We start from the raw sequence: 18,202 nt of genomic DNA, 5'->3' as shown, positions 1-18,202 counted from the left end.
TGGCGTGCAAATGACCCTGCTTGCCGCGATCGAACCTGCTTCCGTCAGCCCCGTGCTGTTTGTGGTGCTCGCCGCGGTCGGGGTGATTTCAGGCGCCGTCGATGCGATCGCAGGCGGCGGGGGGCTGATCATGATGCCGGCGCTGATCACCGCCGGCCTGCCCCCGCACCTGGTGCTGGGCACCAACAAATTGCAATCGATCATGGGCACCAGCATGGCCACCTGGCGCTATCGCCGCGCCGGAATGCTGTCGCTGCGCGCCGGCGCACCGCTGGCGGCGCTCGCGCTGGCGGGCGGGATTGCGGGCGCGATCCTGATCAGCCGGATCGATTCGCATGTGCTGGGGCTGGTCGTGCCGCTGTTGCTGATCGCGGTGGCCGGGTACACCGTGCTGTCGCCGCGCATGGACGATCAGGATGTGCATCCCCGGCTGAGCGGTCGCGCCTTTGCCCCGGTGATCGCCGGCGTGGGATTTTACGACGGGTTTTTCGGGCCCGGCGCGGGCCAGTTCTATGCCACCACACTGGTATCGCTGCGCGGTATGGGCCTTACCCGCGCGATGGGGCTGACCAAGCTGCTCAACGTATCGAGCAATCTGGGCAGCATGGTCGTGTTTGTCCTGGGCGGGCACGTGCTGTGGCTGCTCGGGCTGACGATCGGCCTTGGCGCGATGACCGGATCGCTGATCGGCAGCCGGCTGGCAACGCGCCATGGCGCGGCCGTCATCCGGCCCCTGCTGGTAACCGTCAGCCTGTTGTTGACGGCCAAACTGGTGTGGGCATGGTTTGCCCGGTGATAGTCTTCGCCCTGTCAGGGTAGCAGCAGGCTCGCATCGCCATAGCTGTAAAACCGGTATTCCCTTGCAATCGCATGCGCATAGGCCGCCTGCATCCGGTCGAGCCCCATCAGCGCGGAGACCAGCATGAACAGCGTCGAGCGCGGGAGATGGAAATTGGTCATCAACCCGTCGATCGCACGGAAGGTGTACCCGGGCGTGATGAAAATCGACGTATCCCCGGAAAACGGCCGGATCACGCGATCCTCGCCGGTCGCGCTTTCCAACAGGCGCAAGCTGGTCGTGCCCACCGCGATGATGCGGCCACCGGCGGCACGCACGGCGTTGAGGCGGTCGGCGGTCTCCGCCTCGATCCGGCCCCATTCGGCATGCATCGCATGGGTGGCGGTGTCGTCCACCTTGACCGGCAGGAACGTCCCGGCGCCGACATGCAGCGTCAGCGTTTCATGTCCGATGCCGGCCGCAGCCAGCGCATCCAGCAATCCGGGCGTAAAATGCAGCGCCGCCGTGGGCGCCGCGACCGCGCCGTCACGCGCGGCGAACATCGTCTGGTAATCGCTGTGGTCGGCAATATCGGTCGGCCGTTTTCCCGCGATATACGGCGGCAGCGGCATGCGTCCGGCGCGTTCGAGCAACACCTCGACCGGCTCCTCGCCGCCAAAAGCAAAGGTCCAGCTGCCATCGGGATGCAAGGCTTCGGCCAGCGCGGTCACATCGGCGCCGAATTCCACCACATCGCCCTGGTGCAGTCGCTTGCCGTTGCGCACGAACGCCTGCCATCGGCGCAGGTCGATCCGTTTGTGCAGCGTCGCGCCGATTCGCGCCTGGCCGCGCCGGCCTTCCAGTTGCGCCGGGATAACGCGTGTGTCGTTGAACACCAGCACATCGCCCGCACGCAACAGGCGCGGCAGGTCGGTTACGCCAAGGTCCGCAAATGCGCCGGACGCGCCGACATGCAACAACCGCGCGGCATCGCGTGGCCGCGCCGGGCGCAGCGCGATGCGGTCTGTCGGCAGATCGAAATCGAACAGGTCGACGCGCATCGGGCGATCAGACGGTGATCAATGCGCCGTCGAATGGTTGAGCATATCGGCGGTGATCGAGGCCGGCGCCTGCGTCGGCAGGCCCACCACCGGTGCCGGCTTGTGATCCGCCGCGATCGAGGCCTGCAGGATCCTGGTGGGGTTCTTGGGCGGTTCGCCGCGGGTAATCGTGTCGGCCGCTGCCATGCCCGAAATCACCCGGCCGAAATTGGTGTATTTCCGGTCGAGCGCGGCACGCGGGTAAAACACGATGAAAAACTGGCTGTTGGCCGAATCGGGCGCATCGGTGCGTGCCATCGACACCGTGCCGCGGCCATGCGGCACATCGTTGAATTCCGCCGCAAGGTCGGGCAGTTTCGACCCGCCCTCGCCCGTGCCCGTCGGATCTCCGGTCTGCGCCATGAAACCGTCGATCACGCGGTGAAAGATGATCCCGTCATAAAAGCCCTGCCGCACCAGCGTCTTGATCCGCTCGACATGCTTGGGCGCCCATTTCGGCATCAGGCGGATCGCCACGCGGCCGCCATTCGACAGGTACAACACCAGCACGTTTTCAGGATCATGATCCTCGTTGCCGTCGATCGCATATTGCAGCGTGTTCGAAGACACCAGGCGGTCGATCTTGAACGGCTTGACCTCTTCCTTGGGTGCGGCATGCTGGGCCATGGCCGGCGACGCTGCCAGCACAGCGCCGAATGCAAGGGAAAGAGCCAGGCGAAACCGCATCAAAGACATCCTGTGGAAAGTGTTGCTTGGCGGATAGGCGAGCGGGGCTTGCGCTGCAATGAACAATTCAAGAGGACGGCGTCCGGCGGCAAAGGGCTATTGCCCATAGGCGCTAACATAACAATACCGTCGCCCCGGGCTTGACCCGGGGTCCCGCTTCTTCGGCGCGAAAACGCCCGAATTTGAAGGTACCGCGAAAGAAAAGCGGGATCCCGGGTCAAGCCCGGGAAGACGAGAAAAAACAAAGTTAGCGCCTATGGGCTATTGCCCTTTGATCCCGTTACTCGCTGATTTGCGCGCAGCTTGTGCGAATAACGCACGGTTCACGACAGTATCGGGATGCAAGGGTGATAACCCTTGCCCGCCGGAGGCCCTTTAATAATCCCCCAAACGCCCCTGCGCCTCGACCCGCGCAACCACTTCGTCGCGCACCAGCGGCGACACGAAATGCGTGATGTCGCCGCCGAACAGCGCGATTTCCTTGACCAGTTTCGACGCGATCGGTTGCAGGCTGACATCGGCCATCAGGAACACCGTTTCGATGCGGTTGTTGATCTGCTGGTTCATGCCGGCCATCTGGTATTCGTATTCGAAGTCGGCGACGGCGCGCAGGCCGCGCACGATCATGTTGGCGCCCTGCTTCTCGGCGAATTTCATCAGCAGCGCGTTGAACCCGGTGACTTCGACATTGGCAATGCCCTCGATCGCGACTTCGCGCTTGACCATGGCGATGCGTTCTTCGGGCGTGAACATCGGATTTTTCGACATGTTGGTGGTCACGCCGATGATCAGGCGATCGACCAGCTTTGCCCCGCGGCGGATGATATCGAGATGCCCGCGCGTGATCGGATCGAATGTGCCGGGATAGACCCCGATGCGCTCTTTATGGCTAGCCACGGAAAAACCCCCTCATGTTTCTGCGGTCAGCGGTCGCGCGCGACGATATATCGGGCAATGGCGCGCAACAGATCGGCTTCCTTGCCATGCGAAGCGAGATAGCCGATCGCCTGGTCGACCAGCATGTGCGCCTGCGCACGCGCGCGATCGGGGCCGAGCAGCGACACGAACGTCTGCTTGCCCGCAACTTCATCCTTGCGCAGCGTCTTGCCCGCGACGTGCTGGTCGCCTTCGGTGTCGAGCAGATCGTCGATGATCTGAAACGCCAGGCCGATATCGCGCGCATAACCGCGCAGATGTGTGCGGCCGTCGGGCGAAAACCGTCCGAGGATCGCGCCCATTTCCACCGCCGCGCTCAGCAAGGCGCCGGTTTTGAGCTGTTGCAGGCGCGTGACGGTAGGCAGATCGAACGATGTCGTTTCAGCGACCATGTCCATCATCTGCCCGCCGGCCATGCCGCCCGCGCCGCTCGCCATGGCCAGCGTGCGCACCAGTTCGATGCGGATGCCGGGATCGCCGATCAGCGTTTGGTCGGCCAGGATGTCGAACGCCAGCGCATGCAGCGCATCGCCCGCCAGTACCGCAGTCGCTTCATCGTATTCGATATGCAGCGTCGGCTTGCCGTGGCGCAGCGCGTCGTCATCCATGCACGGCAAGTCGTCATGGATCAGCGAATAGACATGGATCGCCTCGATCGCGCAGCCCACGCGAACGGCAACCGAGCGATCCACCCCGAACAGCGCCGCGACCGCCGCCACCAGCAGCGGCCGCAACCGCTTGCCGCCGCCGATCGCGGCATAGCGCATCGCCAGGTACAGCTGGTCGCGCGCATCGCCGGGCACGGGCAGCAGCCTGTCGAAACAGGCGTCGACTTCGCGCTGCGTGCGCGCGAGCGCCTCTGCCAGCAAGGGATCTGGTTGGGGATCGGGCGCCAGTTCCAGCGTCATGGCGATCAGGACGCCATGTCGTCGAACGGCCGCGTGCCGACAGGCGCGCCATCGCGGTCAGTCACGATCGCCTCGATTCGCGCTTGCGCCGCGTTCAGCCGCGCCTGGCAATGCGCACGCAGGGCATCGCCCCGGGCATAGAGTTCGATCGATTCATCGAGCGGTGCCTCGCCACTTTCCAGACGCCGGACGACATCTTCGAGAGCTTTGAGCGCGTCTTCGAACGAGAGAGCGGCGGTTTCGGGGTGCGTTGTCATCAAAGGGACAATTGACCGCCTGCGTCGTCAGGGTCAAGCCTGTCACCCCGGCAATTTGCACGCCGTGCCAGATAACGGAAGAACACGCAGATGAAATGGCTGATCGGTTATGGCGTTGCGGCGCTGGTGTTCGGCGGGCTCGATGCCTGCTGGCTGAGTTGGGCGGGATCACGGCTGTACCGCCCGATGCTGGGCAACCTGCTCGCGCCGCAGTTTCGCGGCGGGCCGGCGGTCGTGTTCTATGCGCTGTACCTGGCGGGCATGGTGTGGTTTGCGGTGCGGCCGGGCCTTGCGGGCGGGGTGGGCGCGGCGGCGCTGAATGGCGCACTGCTCGGGGCCATGTGTTATGCGACGTACGATCTGACCAACCAGGCGACGCTGGTACGCTGGCCGCTCACGCTGACGCTGTGCGACATTGCCTGGGGCAGCTTTGCAACGGCGGTTGCGGCGAGTGTTGCGACGATGGCGGTACGGCGCTGGAGCGCGTAAATGATCGCGGTGTGCGGATGACCGGCGCGCGCGTCACCTGCACCTGAAAAAACCGGGTGCAACTTTGCGCCTGCTTGGTCTAGAGCCGCGGCCATGTCAGCACAACCCAGCGCCATCACGCCCGAAACTGTCGCCGCACACGGCTTTACCGACGCGGAATATGCCCGCGTGCTGCACGCGCTGGGGCGCGAGCCGAATATGGTCGAGCTCGGTATTTTTTCGGTCATGTGGTCCGAGCATTGCTCGTACAAATCGAGCCGGCTGCATCTGAAGAAATTGCCGACCGAAGCACCCTGGGTGATCTGCGGGCCGGGCGAAAATGCCGGCGTGATCGATATCGGCGATGGCCAGGCCGCGATCTTCAAGATGGAGAGCCACAACCACCCCAGCTATATCGAGCCTTATCAGGGCGCGGCGACCGGCGTTGGCGGCATCCTGCGCGATGTGTTCACGATGGGCGCGCGGCCGATTGCCAACATGAATGCGTTGCGCTTTGGCCGGCCCGATCATCCCAAGATGAAGCACCTGGTCCAGGGCGTGATCGCGGGCATCGGCGGCTATGGCAATTGCGTCGGCGTGCCGACGGTGGGCGGCGAAACCAATTTCCACAAGGCCTATGACGGCAATATCCTGGTCAACGCGATGACCGTGGGCGTCGCGCAGCAGGACAAGATTTTCTATTCGGCGGCCACGGGCCTTGGCAATTCGATCGTCTATGTCGGATCGAAGACCGGGCGCGACGGTATCCACGGCGCGACGATGGCCAGCGCCGATTTCGACGACAAGAGCGATGAAAAACGCCCGACCGTGCAAGTCGGCGATCCGTTCACCGAAAAACTGCTGATCGAGGCCTGCCTCGAACTGATGGCGACGGATGCGATCGTCGCGATCCAGGACATGGGTGCGGCCGGCCTGACCTCGAGTTCGGTCGAGATGGCCAGCAAGGGCGGCGCGGGGATCCGGCTGGACATGAACAAGGTACCCTGCCGCGAAACCGGCATGACACCGTACGAAATGATGCTGTCAGAAAGCCAGGAGCGCATGCTCATGGTGCTCAAGCCCGGCAAGGAGCCGATGGCCGAAGCCATTTTCCGCAAGTGGGAACTTGATTTTGCCGTGATCGGCGAAGTGACCGATACCGGGCACATGGTGCTGGAATGGAACGGCGAAGTGGTGTGCGACATTCCGCTCGATCCGCTCGCCGACGAGGCACCGCTGTATGACCGGCCGCATCTGTCGCTTGCCGATTACAAGGCGTGGGCCGCAGTGCCCGCTATGCCCGATATGCCAGCCAGCGCCGATCTGGGCGCCGATCTGCTGACGCTGATCGGGTGTCCTGATCTGGCCAGCCGGCGTTGGATCTGGGAACAGTACGACAGCCAGGTCGGCGCGGATACCTTGCAGAAATCGGGCGGGGATGCCGCGGTCGTGCGCATTCACGACAGCGAAAAGGCGCTGGCGATCACCACCGATTGTACCCCGCGCTATTGCTATGCCGACCCGTACGAAGGCGGCAAGCAGGCCGTTGCCGAAACCTGGCGCAATCTGTGCGCGGTCGGCGCGACGCCGCTGGCGATCACCAATTGCCTGAATTTCGCCAACCCGCAGCGCCCCGAGATCATGGCACAGATCGTCGAGGCGCTGAACGGCATGGGCGATGCGTGCCGCGCGCTCGATTACCCGATCGTGTCGGGCAATGTGTCGCTGTACAACGAATCGAAAGCCACCGGCGGCGGCAGCGCGATTTTGCCGACGCCGGCGATCGGCGGCGTCGGGCTGATGCTCGATCATGCGACGATGGCAACGATCCGCTTCAAGCGCGAAGGTGAGGCGGTGTGGCTGATCGGCGCGGCCGATGGCGGCCATCTGGGGCAGTCGCTGTATCTGCGCGAAATTCTGGGTGCCGAGGCTGGCGCGCCGCCAGCGGTCGATTTGCTGGTCGAGCGCCGCAATGGCGAATTCGTGCGCGAACTGATCGCCGATGAGCGCGTCAGCGCAGTGCACGATGTGGCCGATGGCGGCGTGCTGGTTGCGCTGGCGGAAATGGCGATGGCGAGCGGGATCGGTGTCGTGGTCGATGATGCGATGGATGCGGCAAGCGCGTTTGGCGAAGATCAGAGCCGGTATGTGGTGACCACTGCTGCCGACGCGAAAGTGTCGGCGCCGGGCGTGACCGCGCGGCGCATCGGCACGACCGGCGGCAGTGCGGTCAGAGGCCAGGGCTTTGCAGTGTCGATCGAAGCGCTGAAAACGCGCAACGAGGCGTTTTTCCGCGATTGGATGGAAACCTGAATCCTTCCCCGGGACGGCTACAGGATTCACCCAAGTCGCGTGAGCGCCCAAAAAAGCAACCTCGCTCATCCTGAGCTTGTCGAAGGACGCGCGCGTCCTTCGACAAGCTCAGGATGAGCGGATATTGTTTAAAAACAGATGGTTAAAAGACTTGTATGAATGCCGTAGCCCGCAACGGGGAGGATGCTACGCCGCCATCAGGTCGTACGGGTCGATACCCTTCGCGCGCCAAACCGTGTGCGCGTGGTGGTAATGCTGCGGCAGGGTGATGTTCAGCCGGCGGCGCACTTCCTCCAGCGGCAGCGGCAGCAGTTCGGTGATCGACTGTTCGATCAGGCGCGGACACGCTTTGCCCAACCGCTGGCCTTCGCGTATCGCGCGCAGCACCGGGGCGTCGCTCTTGATGGTCTTCTTCATGTTCAGACCGGCCATATAGCCAATGAACAGATGGCCCGGGCTTGGCTGCTGGCTGTACGTAAACGCCAGGACGCAGGCCTCGCCCAGCGAATCGCGGCCATAGCCGGTCAGGATGTGGAGCAGGTCGTGGCAATCGCGCATCCGGTGCAGATACCACGAGAACTGGTCCTCGAATTTCGGCTTGCCTTTGGCAAACTTGCCGAATTCGTCGACGAGGCCCTGCGCGCTCAGCCCTTCGCGCTCCATGAAATCGCAATAGGCATGCGCCAGCGAACCCGCCGGCATCCGGCGCAGCGCCTCATGATCGTCCAGGATCGGCGGCAGGTAAGGCTCGCGCGCAACATTGGCCCGCCCTTTGGCGCTTGCGAGATAGCGCATGCCCGCTGCACGCGCGCCGCGCCATGGCAGCGCTTCGAAAATGAAGAACACCTGGTCGGTGCGCTCCTTGTCCTTCAGCAGTTCGCGAAAATGGTTCCACGCCTTGCGCGGGCGTGTTTTCAGCACTTTGCGGCGCGGGTCCCAGATCGGCAGGTCGGAAGAAAACGTGGTGATCATGGCGCGAGTTCACTCTCGTAGGGTCGCACTCTTATTTACATCAATGTAAATAGTGCGTCAAGACATGACCCAAGCTTCTCGCGGAATGCCATAAAGGTCAAGAATTGCAGTAAGATCGCCTTGATCGACACGGCCGTCGGCGGCTTCGCGCGCTTTGGGCTTGGCGTGAAACGCAATGCCGCACGTCGCCGCGATCAGCATCGGAATATCATTGGCACCATCACCGGTGGCAAGGCTCGACGCGCCGCTCAACCGTGCCGTTTCCTCGGCCAGCACCGCGCGCTTGACCCCGCCATCGACGATTGCGCCGCTGACTTCGCCGGTCAGTACGCCATCGGCGACGGCCAGATGGTTGCCCACGACCCGGTCGAACCCGAGCATTTGCGCCACCGGATCGGCAAAGGCATGAAAGCCGCCAGTCACCAGCACGCAATGCGCGCCATGCGCTTTCAGCGTCCGCACCAGGGTCGCTGCGCCCGCCATCGGGCGGATACGCTCATCGAGGCATTGTTTGATCACAACTTCGGGCAGACCCTTCAGCAACGCCACACGCTCGCGCAACGCCGCGCCGAAATCCATCTCGCCGCGCATTGCGCGTTCGGTGATCGCAGCGATCTGCGGTTTGAGCCCGGCAAAATCGGCCAGTTCGTCGATGCATTCCTGCCCGATCATCGTCGAATCCATGTCCGACACAAACAGGCCGGGCAGCGCGATCGGCGCCTGCGCTATCAACAGGTCGGCATCGCCGAAATGCGCCTCGATCACGCGGCGCAGCGTGATCGCATCGCTGTCCTCGACTTCGAGTTCGAGCACATCGGGATTGGTCTCGAGCATCCCCGCGCCGACGACTTCGGCGCCGGTCTCCTCGATTTCTGCCATCGCGACCGCAAGCCGGTCTCCAAGTGTTTCGGTGTCTGCTATCAGGCGAACGATGAGCACCGGCAATTCCCCAAATCAACATGCATCGCCCACTGGATCGCGAGCAAGGCTCGCGCTCATCGCAGGGCCGACCGCCAGCGGCAAGAGCGATCTTGCCGTTCGTCTTGCGCGCGCGGCCTCCCCCGCTGTCGTGATCAACGCCGACAGTGCGCAAGTCTATGCCGACCTTTCGGTGTTGAGCGCGCGGCCGACGGTGGACGAAATGCAGGGCATCCCGCATCGCCTGTTCGGCGCGTGGGACGGCGCGCATAGCTGTTCCGCAGCCGACTGGGCGCTTGCCGCGCGCGCAGAAATCGACGCGGCACACCGCGCGGGCGCGCTGCCGATCTTGGTTGGCGGCACCGGCCTGTATATCCGTACCTTGTGCGACGGCATTGCCCCCATCCCGCCGATCGATCCCGCAATCCGCGAAAGCGTCCGCGCCCTGCCCGTTGGCGATGCCTATGCCGCGCTGTTGCGCGAAGACCCAGCCCGCGCGGCCGCGCTGGCGCCCGCCGATACCACGCGCGTCGCGCGCGCGCTCGAAGTCGTACGGTCGACCGGGATGCCGATGGCGCACTGGCATGCGCAGCGCAGCGGCGGGATCGGCGACCAGGTCGATGTGTCTGCGGTCGTGCTGATGCCTGAACGCGCCTGGCTGTATGACCGGTGCGACCGGCGGTTTGGCGCGATGTGGCAGCGCGGTGCGGTCGATGAAGTGCGCGCCTTGCTGGCGCGCGGGCTCGATCCCGATCTGCCGGTGATGCGCGCGATCGGCGTGCGCGAAGTCGCGGCTGTGCTGAACGGCGATATGGCCGAAGACGACGCGATTGCCGCAGGAGCGCAGGCCACGCGCAATTACGCCAAACGCCAGTACACCTGGCTGCGCAACCAGATGCCTGCGAGCTGGCCCCGGCTCGCGACCGAAAGTTACATCGAGAACCATAACCTCGCATCATTATTTCAACTTTAGCCGGTTGACATGATAGAATGTATCCCATAGCAGGCCAGCAGTCGCTTGGCCGTGTTCGTGGCCGGGCTACGCTTTTTCGCTGATGTGCGCATTTGCACTGTTTTTGAGCGGCGGACGGGTCTATTGGCCCGCACTTCCGCCAAACCGAGGAATACACCCGTGAACACCGAGCGCAGCGGCGCCGAAATCCTGGTCGAAAGCCTGGTCGCAAAGGGAGTCGAATTCGTGTTCGGCTATCCGGGCGGTTCGGTGCTGCCGATCTATGACGCGCTGTTTGGCGACAATCGCATCCGTCACATCCTCGTCCGGCACGAAGCCGGTGCGGCGCATGCGGCCGAGGGCTATGCGCGCGCTACGGGCAAGCCGGGCGTCGTGCTTGTCACCTCCGGCCCCGGCGCGACCAATGCCGTCACCGGGATTGCCGATGCGTTCATGGATTCGATTCCGTTGATCGTGATCACCGGCCAGGTCCCCACCGGCCTGATCGGCACCGACGCGTTTCAGGAGGCAGATACCGTCGGCCTGACCCGCCATTGCACCAAGCACAACTACTTGGTGAAAAATACCGCAGATCTGGCGAGCGTCGTCGACGAGGCCTTTCATATTGCCACCGCCGGCCGCCCCGGCCCGGTCGTGATCGACATTCCCAAGGATGTGCAGATCGCCACCGCTGCATGGACCGGCAGGCTGCCCGAACGCCGCAGCCGCTATGCGCCGCAGACGACGGCCCCGCACGCGGATATCGAACGCGCGGTCGCGATGATCGCGGTTGCCGAGCGCCCGGTGTTCTACACCGGCGGCGGGATCATCAACGCCGGGCCCGAAGCCACGCGGGCCTTGCGCGAATTGCAGGCGATGACCGGCGCGCCGGTGACATCCACGCTGATGGGCCTGGGCGCGTTTCCGCCGCAGGACCGGGCATGGCTGGGCATGCTCGGCATGCATGGCACGTATGAAGCCAATATGGCGATGAACCGCGCCGACCTGATCATCGCGCTGGGCGCGCGGTTCGATGATCGCGTGACCGGGCGGCTCGATGCGTTTTCGCCGAACAGCCTGAAGATCCACGTCGATATCGATCGCGCCTCGATCAACAAGATCGTGCCGGTGGATCTGGGCATCGTCGGCGATTGCGCCATCGTGATCGACCAGATGATCGCGGCCTGGCGCGCCGCCGGGCACGAACGGGCCGACTTGCGCGGCTGGACCGCGCAGATCGACGGCTGGCGCGCACGCAACAGCCTGGCCTATCCCTCGCGCGGTGGCGACATCATGCCGCAAAAGGCGGTCGAGCGGCTGTACGAGCTGACAAAGCATCGCGCGCCGGTCATCAGCACCGAAGTCGGCCAGCATCAGATGTGGGCGGCGCAGTATTTTCATTTCGACGCGCCCAACAAATGGCTGACCTCAGGCGGCCTCGGCACGATGGGCTATGGCCTGCCCGCCGCGATCGGCGCGCAAGTCGGCCTGCCCGATGCGCTGGTGATCGACATCGCCGGCGACGCCTCGATCCAGATGAACATCCAGGAAATGGGCACCGCCAGCCAGTACCGCCTGCCGGTAAAGGTGTTCGTGCTGAACAACGAATGGATGGGCATGGTCCGCCAGTGGCAGGAACTGACGTATGAAAGCCGCTATTCGAATTCGTATTCGGACAGCCTGCCCGATTTCGTGAAGCTGGCCGAAGCCTATGGCTGGAAGGGCATCCGCATCACCTCGATGGATGAACTCGATGCGGGCATCCAGGCGATGATCGATCATGACGGCCCGGTGTTTGTCGATTGCGTGGTGGTGAAGGACGCAAACTGCTTCCCGATGATTCCATCGGGCGCAGCGCATACCGACATGATCCTGTACGGTGACGATGTCGTTCCGATCACGGATGACAGCGCCCGGGCGCTGGTCTGAGAAAGACATACGCATGACTACGCAAATTGCCGAAGTTTCAGAGCGTCACGTCCTGACCATCACTGTCGACAACGAAGCCGGCATTCTCGCCAAGATCGCGGGCCTGTTCACTGCGCGCGGGTACAACATCGACAGCCTAACCGTGGCAGACATCACCGAAACCCACGAAGTGAGCCGGATCACGATCGTCACCCAGGGCCCGCCCTCGGTGATCGACCAGATCCGCGCGCAGCTCGAACGGCTGGTGCCGGTGCACAAGGTCGTCGATCTGACCGAAGTGGGCCCTTATGTCGAACGCGAACTGGCGCTGATCAAGGTGGCCGGCATGGGCAACGACCGGGTCGAAGCGCTGCGCGTGGCGGATATCTTTCGCGCCAAGGTGGTCGACACCACGACGTCGAGCTTCGTCTTCGAACTGACCGGCGCGCCCGACAAGATCAACACGTTCGTCGCGCTGATGAAGGAACTCGGCCTCGTCGAAGTCAGCCGCTCGGGCGTCGTCGGCATGGTGCGCGGCAAGGAAGCCGCCTGACAATTTCGCATATTCACTCACAGCATTCATTGGAAACGGAACCGACATGAAGGTCTATTACGACGCCGACGCCGATCTCAACCTGATCATCGACAAGAAGATCGCCGTGCTCGGCTATGGCAGCCAGGGCCACGCCCACGCGCAGAACCTGCGCGATTCGGGCATCAAGGATGTCGCGATCGCGCTGCGTCCCGGCTCCGCCAGCGCTAAGAAGGCCGAAGCTGCCGGTTTCAAGGTCATGCCCAATGCCGAAGCCGCTGCCTGGGCCGACATTTTGATGATCCTGGCGCCCGACGAGCACCAGGCCGCGATCTATGCCGAAGACCTGCACGCCAATCTGCGCCCCGGCACCGCAATGGCGTTTGCCCACGGGCTGAACGTGCATTTCGGCCTGATCGAGCCGCGCACCGACATCGACGTGATCATGATCGCGCCCAAGGGCCCGGGCCATACCGTGCGCAGCGAATATGTCCGCGGCGGCGGCGTGCCGTGCCTGATCGCGGTCGCGCAGGATGCCACCGGCAATGCACATGACGTGGCGCTGGCCTATGCGTCGGGCGTCGGCGGCGGCCGCTCGGGCATCATCGAAACCAATTTCCGCGAAGAGTGCGAAACCGATCTGTTCGGCGAGCAGGCCGTGTTGTGCGGCGGTCTGACCCACCTGATCCAGGCCGGATTCGAAACGCTGGTCGAAGCGGGCTATGCGCCCGAAATGGCCTATTTCGAATGCCTGCACGAAGTGAAGCTGATCGTCGACCTGATCTATGAAGGCGGTATCGCCAACATGCGCTATTCGATCTCGAACACCGCAGAATACGGCGACATCACCACCGGCCCGCGCATCATCACCTCGGACACCAAGGCCGAAATGAAGCGCGTGCTCGCCGACATCCAGGCGGGCCGTTTCGTGAAGAACTTCGTGCTCGACAACCGCGCTGGCCAGCCCGAGCTGAAAGCCGCGCGCAAGGCCGCCGCCGCGCACCCGATCGAACAGACCGGTGCGGCCCTTCGCGCGATGATGCCGTGGATCGGTGCGAACAAGCTGGTGGATCAGACGAAGAACTGATTTTACTGGACGTCTCAAAAAGGGGCTCCGCGTTCGCGCGGGGCCCCTTTTTTTTATCCTCCCCGAAACGGGGAGGGGGACCGCCCGCAGGGTGGTGGAGGGGCGTCGCGGATGGGTGGACGCCCTCACCGTGACGCACATCAACGCTTGGCCACACGGCGCGATTTCCCGACGTTGCGCAATCCGGAGAAGCCCCTCCACCACCCTGCGGGCGGTCCCCCTCCCCGTGTCGGGGAGGATTTTTACCGTGCTTGTCCGACGGTGTCATATTGGGCTTTTGCAAGTCGTGCTGACCCGGTATAGCGTTGCCCCGGGGAGAGAATAAGAATGACCACCGCGCGCAGGCCCGTATCTTCTGCAATGGCCACCGGCCTGATCGTGCTGCTGTTCGCCGGCAACGCGTTGAACTATGTCGATCGCCAGGTCGTCGCGCTGCTGAAACCGACGCTACAGGCCGCATTCCACTGGTCCGATGGCGATTACGCCAATCTGGGCGCAGCGTTCCAGCTTGCCGCCGCCAGCGCGCTTATCTTCGTCGGCTGGTTCATCGACCGGCTGGGCGTGCGGATCAGCTATGGGCTGGCGGTGCTGGTGTGGAGCCTGGCCGGGATGGCGCATGCGGTGGCCAGTACAGTCACGCAATTTGTCGGTGCACGTGTAATCCTGGGCATCGGCGAAACCGTCAGCACGCCTGCCGGGGTCAAGGCGGCGACGCTGTACATGACACCGACGCAGCGCAACCACGCACTGGGTGTGATCAACACCGCACCCAACATCGGCGCGATCCTGACCCCGCTGATTATCCCCCCGTTTGCGGTCGCGTTCGGCTGGAAAGCGGCGTTTTTCGTGACGGGCGGGCTTGGTCTGGTGTGGGTGCTGGCCTGGGTGATCGGCACGCGCAACCTCGATCCGGTCGGACCTGCTGTCCGCCGCGCACCGGTCGCCTGGCGCCACATGCTGGGCGAACGCAGCACCTGGGCCGTGATCGGCGCAAAGTTCTTTACCGACGGCGTGTGGTGGTTCGTCCTGTTCTGGATGCCTGACTTTTTTTACCGGGTGTACGGCATGAACCAGGCGCGGCTGGGCCAGCCGATCGCGATCGTGTTTGCACTGGCCGCGACCGGCGCGCTGACAGCGGGGTATCTCTACCCCCGGTTGCTGCGCAGCGGCATGGACATCAACCGGGCGCGCAAGCTGCTGATGCTGGTGTTTGCCCTGATCGTCCTGGCGATGCCGCTGGCGCTGCTGGCGCCCAATCCGTGGATCGCCGCGCTGCTGATCGGGCTCGGGCTGTTTGCGCACCAGGGGTTTTCGACCAGCATTTTCGGCATGGCGACCGACATCGTTCCGGCCGGCCACATCGCCAGCGTGATCGCGCTGGGCGCGGTTGCGGGCAATCTGGCGGGTCTGGCAGTGATCGAACTGGCAGGATATGCGCTGCACACCGGGCTCGGATACACGCCGATGTTTGTCTACTGCGGTCTCGCCTATCTGATGGCGCTGGCCTGGATTTCGCTGGTCATGCCGCGGCTGGTGGCCGCCGAAGCATAAAAAAGGGGGCCGGTGCTTGGCACCGGCCCCCGGTTCATTCACGCCAGACAGATCAGAAGTTGTAACGCACCGTTGCGCCGAAGTAGCGGTCGGAATCGCGCGGGATCTGGTAGATGTACGATCCGCCCGGCCCGCCGGTGCCGATCGTCGAGGCGTAGTGGTTGTTGAACAGGTTTTTGACCAGGAACGACACCCGGTAATGCTTGCCCAAATCAACCGCAGCGATGCTGGCATCGACTTGTGCGTACCCGGCAATGATCTGCGCATTGTACGCTGCGATCTGGTCCGCCGTGTTGGTCGCGGCCAGCGTCGAGATCTGCTTGCTGGTGTATGACGCCAGACCGTTGAATTCGATCCCGAACGGCAGTCCGGCAAATTCGGCGGTGTACGTCGCGCCCAGATTGCCCTTGTTCTTCGGCGCAAAAGCCAGCGGCGTGCCGGGGTTGATGTAGTTTATCTGCTGCGCTGCCGGCGGCTCCAGGAACTGATCGACCCGCGCATCGGTATAGCTGTAGCCTGCGTTGATCGTGAAATTGCGCGTCGGGCGGAGCAGCAGTTCGGCTTCGGCGCCGCGTGTGGAGACTTTGCCCGCGTTGATGATCGTCGTCGTGACTGTGCCGTTGACGGTGGTCGGGTAGTTGGCCTGATAATTGTAGACCTTGGTGTAGAACCCGTCGACGTTGAAGATCACGCGGCCATTGGCAAAGCTGTTCTTGATGCCGCCTTCGAACGCGTTCGATGTCTCGGGCGAAATCGGCGCGGTGTTGAACGCCTGCATGTTGAAGAACACGTTGAACGCCGGACCTTTGTACCCGCGCGCATAGCTGGCGTAAATCATGTTGTGCGGCGCCAGGTCGTATTCCAGCGCGGCCTTGCCCGAGACATTGTCTGCGCTGGCCGAACCACGCCACGGCGTGCCGTTGAAGCCGGCGCCGGTGGTGTTGTTCGAGGCTGCAACATTGGCATCGAAATCGGCACCGATGCCACCCGGAGCGTTTGCCAGACCCGGATATTTGGTACCGGTAAAATTGTCGGTGCGCGTGTCGTACGCGGTGACTTTGTCATGCGTATAACGCAGCCCCGTCACCAATCGGAAGGTCGGGGCGAAATGCCACGTCGCCTGGCCATAGGCCGCCGCGTTGTAGAACGTCGATCCGAACACGCCGACCCCCTGCGGATTGACGAACGTCGATTGCGCGGGCGGGCACGGAGTCAGTCCGTTGGGCAGCGTGGCAGCGGTTGTCGCGGTGCAATAGGTATCGGTGCGCGTATAGGTGCGCGCGGCGACCGCCTGATAATAGAACGCGCCGATGACGTAATCGACAAACCCGCCGGTGGGCGACGTCAGGCGCAGTTCCTGGGTAAAGGTGTGCGACCGTTCGGGACCATCGTCATGAATCAGCGGGATCTGGCGATAGACCTGGTCGACCCAGTCGCCATCGCGAATTTCCTCGTTGTTCCACTGGCGGAACGACGTGATCGAGGTCAGCGTGTGGCCACCGAGCGCCAGGTCGGCCTGGACCGATCCGCCATAGGTTTCCTCGTTGGTATGGTTGGGCAGGCTCTGGATGCTCTGCCGTGTTGCGCCATAGCGGGCTGGGGCAAGGATGCTTTCGATCGCGCGGTTTGCAGCGGTGGTACCCGTGCTGGTGTTGTTCAGCCCGCCAATGACGAAAGCGCAGCAGTCGTCATCCGATTTGCGATAGTCGGCGATCGCCTTGATATGCAGGTTTCCGACATCGCCGATCACCTGGCCACGCACGCCGTAGTGCTTGTAGCCATTGATCTTGCTCCGCGTCGTCGTATCCCAGATGTTGCCTTTGTAATCGCTGTAGAACGCGGTGACGCCGGCGCGCCAGTTGTCGCTGATCGGGCCGCTGATGCTGGCCTTCACCTTGTATTCGCCGCCAGTGAACGCCTCGACATCCATGTACCCGCCGAGCGTCTTGCCCGGTTCCTTCGTCACGATGTTGATCACGCCAGCCGATGCGTTCTTGCCGAACAGCGTGCCCTGGGGGCCGCGCAGCACTTCGACGCGGTCGATATCATAGAGGTCGCCAAAGCTTTCGCCCGCGCGCGCCAGCACGACACCATCGAGCACGCTGGTCACGCTGGGTTCGGCCGCGATCGAAAAGCTGACGGTGCCCAGGCCGCGCAGGAACAGCGCCGAATTGAGGCTGGTATCGCCTTTGACGAAAGTCAGCGCGGGCACGAGTTTCTGCGTGTCCTCGATATTGCTGGTCGACAGGCGCTGCATCGCATCGCCCGATACGACGGTGATCGCGACGGGGACTTTCTGCAGCGGCTCAGCGCGTTTTTGCGCGGTCACGATGATTTCTGCAGGCGCTGAATCATCGACCACCGGTGTCACAGCCGCGGCGGGCGCGGTTTGTGCCACGGCTGGCATGCCGGCGATCGCCACCAGCGATGCGGACAATAGCGCGGAATACTTTGATTTCATGTCGATCTCCCCTGTGAACGCGGCATTTTCGGCCGTTCGCTTGGTCTTGCGGTGGGCTGGCGTCAGCGAACTGACGACGGCCACGCGATATGTCAACTTAATTTGTAGAGTAAGCGCCCGACATCAATGCCGCGACCGGGCGCAGCGCGATGGTTGCGCGTTGCCAATGTACCATCGCGCCCGGGGGCGGAGTCATAAGGGTATTGGAGCTTGATTTCATGACATTTCTCCCAATCCATCAGCAGTCTATCGGCTGCCCTGGCGCTTGCCCCGGCCTGGCGGCGGGGTTGCGATTGATGGTTGATTTGCCGTTCGGCGCTCGATATGTCAACCGGTGTCATAACGACAGCGCAAATATGCCGGCAGGATCGACA

At 63.4% G+C, this 18,202-nt stretch carries 16 protein-coding genes; 8 read left to right on the top strand and 8 right to left on the bottom strand.

Annotated elements, in window-relative coordinates:
- Positions 1 to 10: 10 nt before the first annotated feature.
- Positions 11 to 796, top strand: coding sequence for a TSUP family transporter (locus tag ACOOE2_RS08445; RefSeq protein WP_420382571.1), 786 nt, complete (start codon positions 11 to 13; stop codon positions 794 to 796).
- A 14-nt stretch (positions 797 to 810) separates the two neighbouring features.
- Here ACOOE2_RS08445 and queA read toward each other — a convergent pair whose 3' ends face one another.
- The 5 genes from queA to ACOOE2_RS08420 all read right to left on the bottom strand — a co-directional run bounded on the left by queA (position 811) and on the right by ACOOE2_RS08420 (position 4,666).
- Complete coding sequence (gene queA / locus ACOOE2_RS08440) at positions 811 to 1,839, bottom strand: tRNA preQ1(34) S-adenosylmethionine ribosyltransferase-isomerase QueA (RefSeq protein ID WP_420382570.1); 1,029 nt, start codon at positions 1,837 to 1,839, stop codon at positions 811 to 813.
- Between the two features lie 18 nt (positions 1,840 to 1,857).
- Positions 1,858 to 2,565, bottom strand: coding sequence for a peptidylprolyl isomerase (locus ACOOE2_RS08435; RefSeq protein WP_420382569.1), 708 nt, complete (start codon positions 2,563 to 2,565; stop codon positions 1,858 to 1,860).
- A 375-nt stretch (positions 2,566 to 2,940) separates the two neighbouring features.
- Complete coding sequence (gene coaD, locus ACOOE2_RS08430; RefSeq protein WP_420382568.1) at positions 2,941 to 3,462, bottom strand: pantetheine-phosphate adenylyltransferase; 522 nt, start codon at positions 3,460 to 3,462, stop codon at positions 2,941 to 2,943.
- Between the two features lie 26 nt (positions 3,463 to 3,488).
- Complete coding sequence (locus tag ACOOE2_RS08425; RefSeq protein WP_420382567.1) at positions 3,489 to 4,409, bottom strand: polyprenyl synthetase family protein; 921 nt, start codon at positions 4,407 to 4,409, stop codon at positions 3,489 to 3,491.
- Between the two features lie 5 nt (positions 4,410 to 4,414).
- On the bottom strand, positions 4,415 to 4,666 hold the full coding sequence (locus tag ACOOE2_RS08420) for an exodeoxyribonuclease VII small subunit (protein WP_420382566.1): 252 nt from the start codon (positions 4,664 to 4,666) through the stop codon (positions 4,415 to 4,417).
- Between the two features lie 90 nt (positions 4,667 to 4,756).
- On the opposite strand from ACOOE2_RS08420, the gene ACOOE2_RS08415 reads away from it, so the two are divergent.
- Both ACOOE2_RS08415 and purL read left to right on the top strand, forming a co-directional pair.
- Positions 4,757 to 5,155: a DUF2177 family protein gene (locus tag ACOOE2_RS08415; protein ID WP_420382565.1), complete on the top strand. Its 399-nt coding sequence runs from the start codon at positions 4,757 to 4,759 to the stop codon at positions 5,153 to 5,155.
- Between the two features lie 93 nt (positions 5,156 to 5,248).
- A complete protein-coding gene (purL, locus tag ACOOE2_RS08410; protein ID WP_420382564.1) occupies positions 5,249 to 7,447 on the top strand; it encodes a phosphoribosylformylglycinamidine synthase subunit PurL in 2,199 nt (732 codons plus the stop codon).
- A 186-nt stretch (positions 7,448 to 7,633) separates the two neighbouring features.
- Here the strand turns inward: purL and ACOOE2_RS08405 are convergent, their stop codons facing one another.
- Together ACOOE2_RS08405 and serB are read right to left on the bottom strand one after the other, a co-directional pair.
- Positions 7,634 to 8,419 (bottom strand): Coq4 family protein, encoded by a 786-nt coding sequence (locus ACOOE2_RS08405; RefSeq protein WP_420382563.1) that lies wholly within the window; start codon positions 8,417 to 8,419, stop codon positions 7,634 to 7,636.
- A gap of 57 nt (positions 8,420 to 8,476) precedes the next feature.
- A complete protein-coding gene (gene serB, locus ACOOE2_RS08400; protein WP_420382562.1) occupies positions 8,477 to 9,358 on the bottom strand; it encodes a phosphoserine phosphatase SerB in 882 nt (293 codons plus the stop codon).
- On the opposite strand from serB, the gene miaA reads away from it, so the two are divergent.
- The 5 genes from miaA (at position 9,351) to ACOOE2_RS08375 (ending at position 15,367) form a co-directional block, all read left to right on the top strand.
- Entirely contained in the window at positions 9,351 to 10,310 is a 960-nt protein-coding gene (gene miaA / locus ACOOE2_RS08395) for a tRNA (adenosine(37)-N6)-dimethylallyltransferase MiaA (protein WP_420382561.1), read from the top strand. The two genes, serB and miaA, sit on opposite strands and share 8 nt — an antisense overlap.
- 159 nt (positions 10,311 to 10,469) lie before the next feature.
- Complete coding sequence (gene ilvB, locus ACOOE2_RS08390) at positions 10,470 to 12,218, top strand: biosynthetic-type acetolactate synthase large subunit (RefSeq protein WP_420382560.1); 1,749 nt, start codon at positions 10,470 to 10,472, stop codon at positions 12,216 to 12,218.
- Positions 12,219 to 12,231: 13 nt separating this feature from the next.
- Complete coding sequence (gene ilvN / locus ACOOE2_RS08385) at positions 12,232 to 12,750, top strand: acetolactate synthase small subunit (RefSeq protein ID WP_420382559.1); 519 nt, start codon at positions 12,232 to 12,234, stop codon at positions 12,748 to 12,750.
- Positions 12,751 to 12,796: 46 nt separating this feature from the next.
- Positions 12,797 to 13,816 carry a ketol-acid reductoisomerase gene (ilvC, locus tag ACOOE2_RS08380; protein WP_420382558.1) on the top strand — a complete coding sequence of 340 codons (1,020 nt, stop codon included), beginning with the start codon at positions 12,797 to 12,799 and terminating at the stop codon, positions 13,814 to 13,816.
- Between the two features lie 327 nt (positions 13,817 to 14,143).
- A complete protein-coding gene (locus ACOOE2_RS08375) occupies positions 14,144 to 15,367 on the top strand; it encodes an MFS transporter (RefSeq protein WP_420382557.1) in 1,224 nt (407 codons plus the stop codon).
- A 52-nt stretch (positions 15,368 to 15,419) separates the two neighbouring features.
- Here ACOOE2_RS08375 and ACOOE2_RS08370 read toward each other — a convergent pair whose 3' ends face one another.
- A complete protein-coding gene (locus ACOOE2_RS08370; RefSeq protein WP_420382556.1) occupies positions 15,420 to 17,828 on the bottom strand; it encodes a TonB-dependent receptor in 2,409 nt (802 codons plus the stop codon).
- Positions 17,829 to 18,202: the final 374 nt, after the last annotated feature.

It is taken from the genome of Novosphingobium sp., from assembly GCF_965214355.1.
In the GTDB taxonomy this organism is placed as follows: domain Bacteria; phylum Pseudomonadota; class Alphaproteobacteria; order Sphingomonadales; family Sphingomonadaceae; genus Novosphingobium.
Note: the sequence above shows the minus strand (reverse complement) of the source record. Positions and strands in the feature narration are given on the sequence as shown.

What these genes read in the sequence shown, in the direction of transcription:
- ACOOE2_RS08445 (WP_420382571.1), top strand. Translation starts at nt 11, where the DNA reads ATGACCCTGCTTGCCGCGATCGAACCTGCTTCCGTCAGCCCCGTGCTG.
- queA (WP_420382570.1), bottom strand. Translation starts at nt 1,839, where the DNA reads ATGCGCGTCGACCTGTTCGATTTCGATCTGCCGACAGACCGCATCGCG.
- ACOOE2_RS08435 (WP_420382569.1), bottom strand. Translation starts at nt 2,565, where the DNA reads ATGCGGTTTCGCCTGGCTCTTTCCCTTGCATTCGGCGCTGTGCTGGCA.
- ACOOE2_RS08425 (WP_420382567.1), bottom strand. Translation starts at nt 4,409, where the DNA reads ATGACGCTGGAACTGGCGCCCGATCCCCAACCAGATCCCTTGCTGGCA.
- ACOOE2_RS08420 (WP_420382566.1), bottom strand. Translation starts at nt 4,666, where the DNA reads ATGACAACGCACCCCGAAACCGCCGCTCTCTCGTTCGAAGACGCGCTC.
- ACOOE2_RS08415 (WP_420382565.1), top strand. Translation starts at nt 4,757, where the DNA reads ATGAAATGGCTGATCGGTTATGGCGTTGCGGCGCTGGTGTTCGGCGGG.
- purL (WP_420382564.1), top strand. Translation starts at nt 5,249, where the DNA reads ATGTCAGCACAACCCAGCGCCATCACGCCCGAAACTGTCGCCGCACAC.
- ACOOE2_RS08405 (WP_420382563.1), bottom strand. Translation starts at nt 8,419, where the DNA reads ATGATCACCACGTTTTCTTCCGACCTGCCGATCTGGGACCCGCGCCGC.
- miaA (WP_420382561.1), top strand. Translation starts at nt 9,351, where the DNA reads ATGAGCACCGGCAATTCCCCAAATCAACATGCATCGCCCACTGGATCG.
- ilvN (WP_420382559.1), top strand. Translation starts at nt 12,232, where the DNA reads ATGACTACGCAAATTGCCGAAGTTTCAGAGCGTCACGTCCTGACCATC.
- ilvC (WP_420382558.1), top strand. Translation starts at nt 12,797, where the DNA reads ATGAAGGTCTATTACGACGCCGACGCCGATCTCAACCTGATCATCGAC.
- ACOOE2_RS08375 (WP_420382557.1), top strand. Translation starts at nt 14,144, where the DNA reads ATGACCACCGCGCGCAGGCCCGTATCTTCTGCAATGGCCACCGGCCTG.
- ACOOE2_RS08370 (WP_420382556.1), bottom strand. Translation starts at nt 17,828, where the DNA reads ATGAAATCAAAGTATTCCGCGCTATTGTCCGCATCGCTGGTGGCGATC.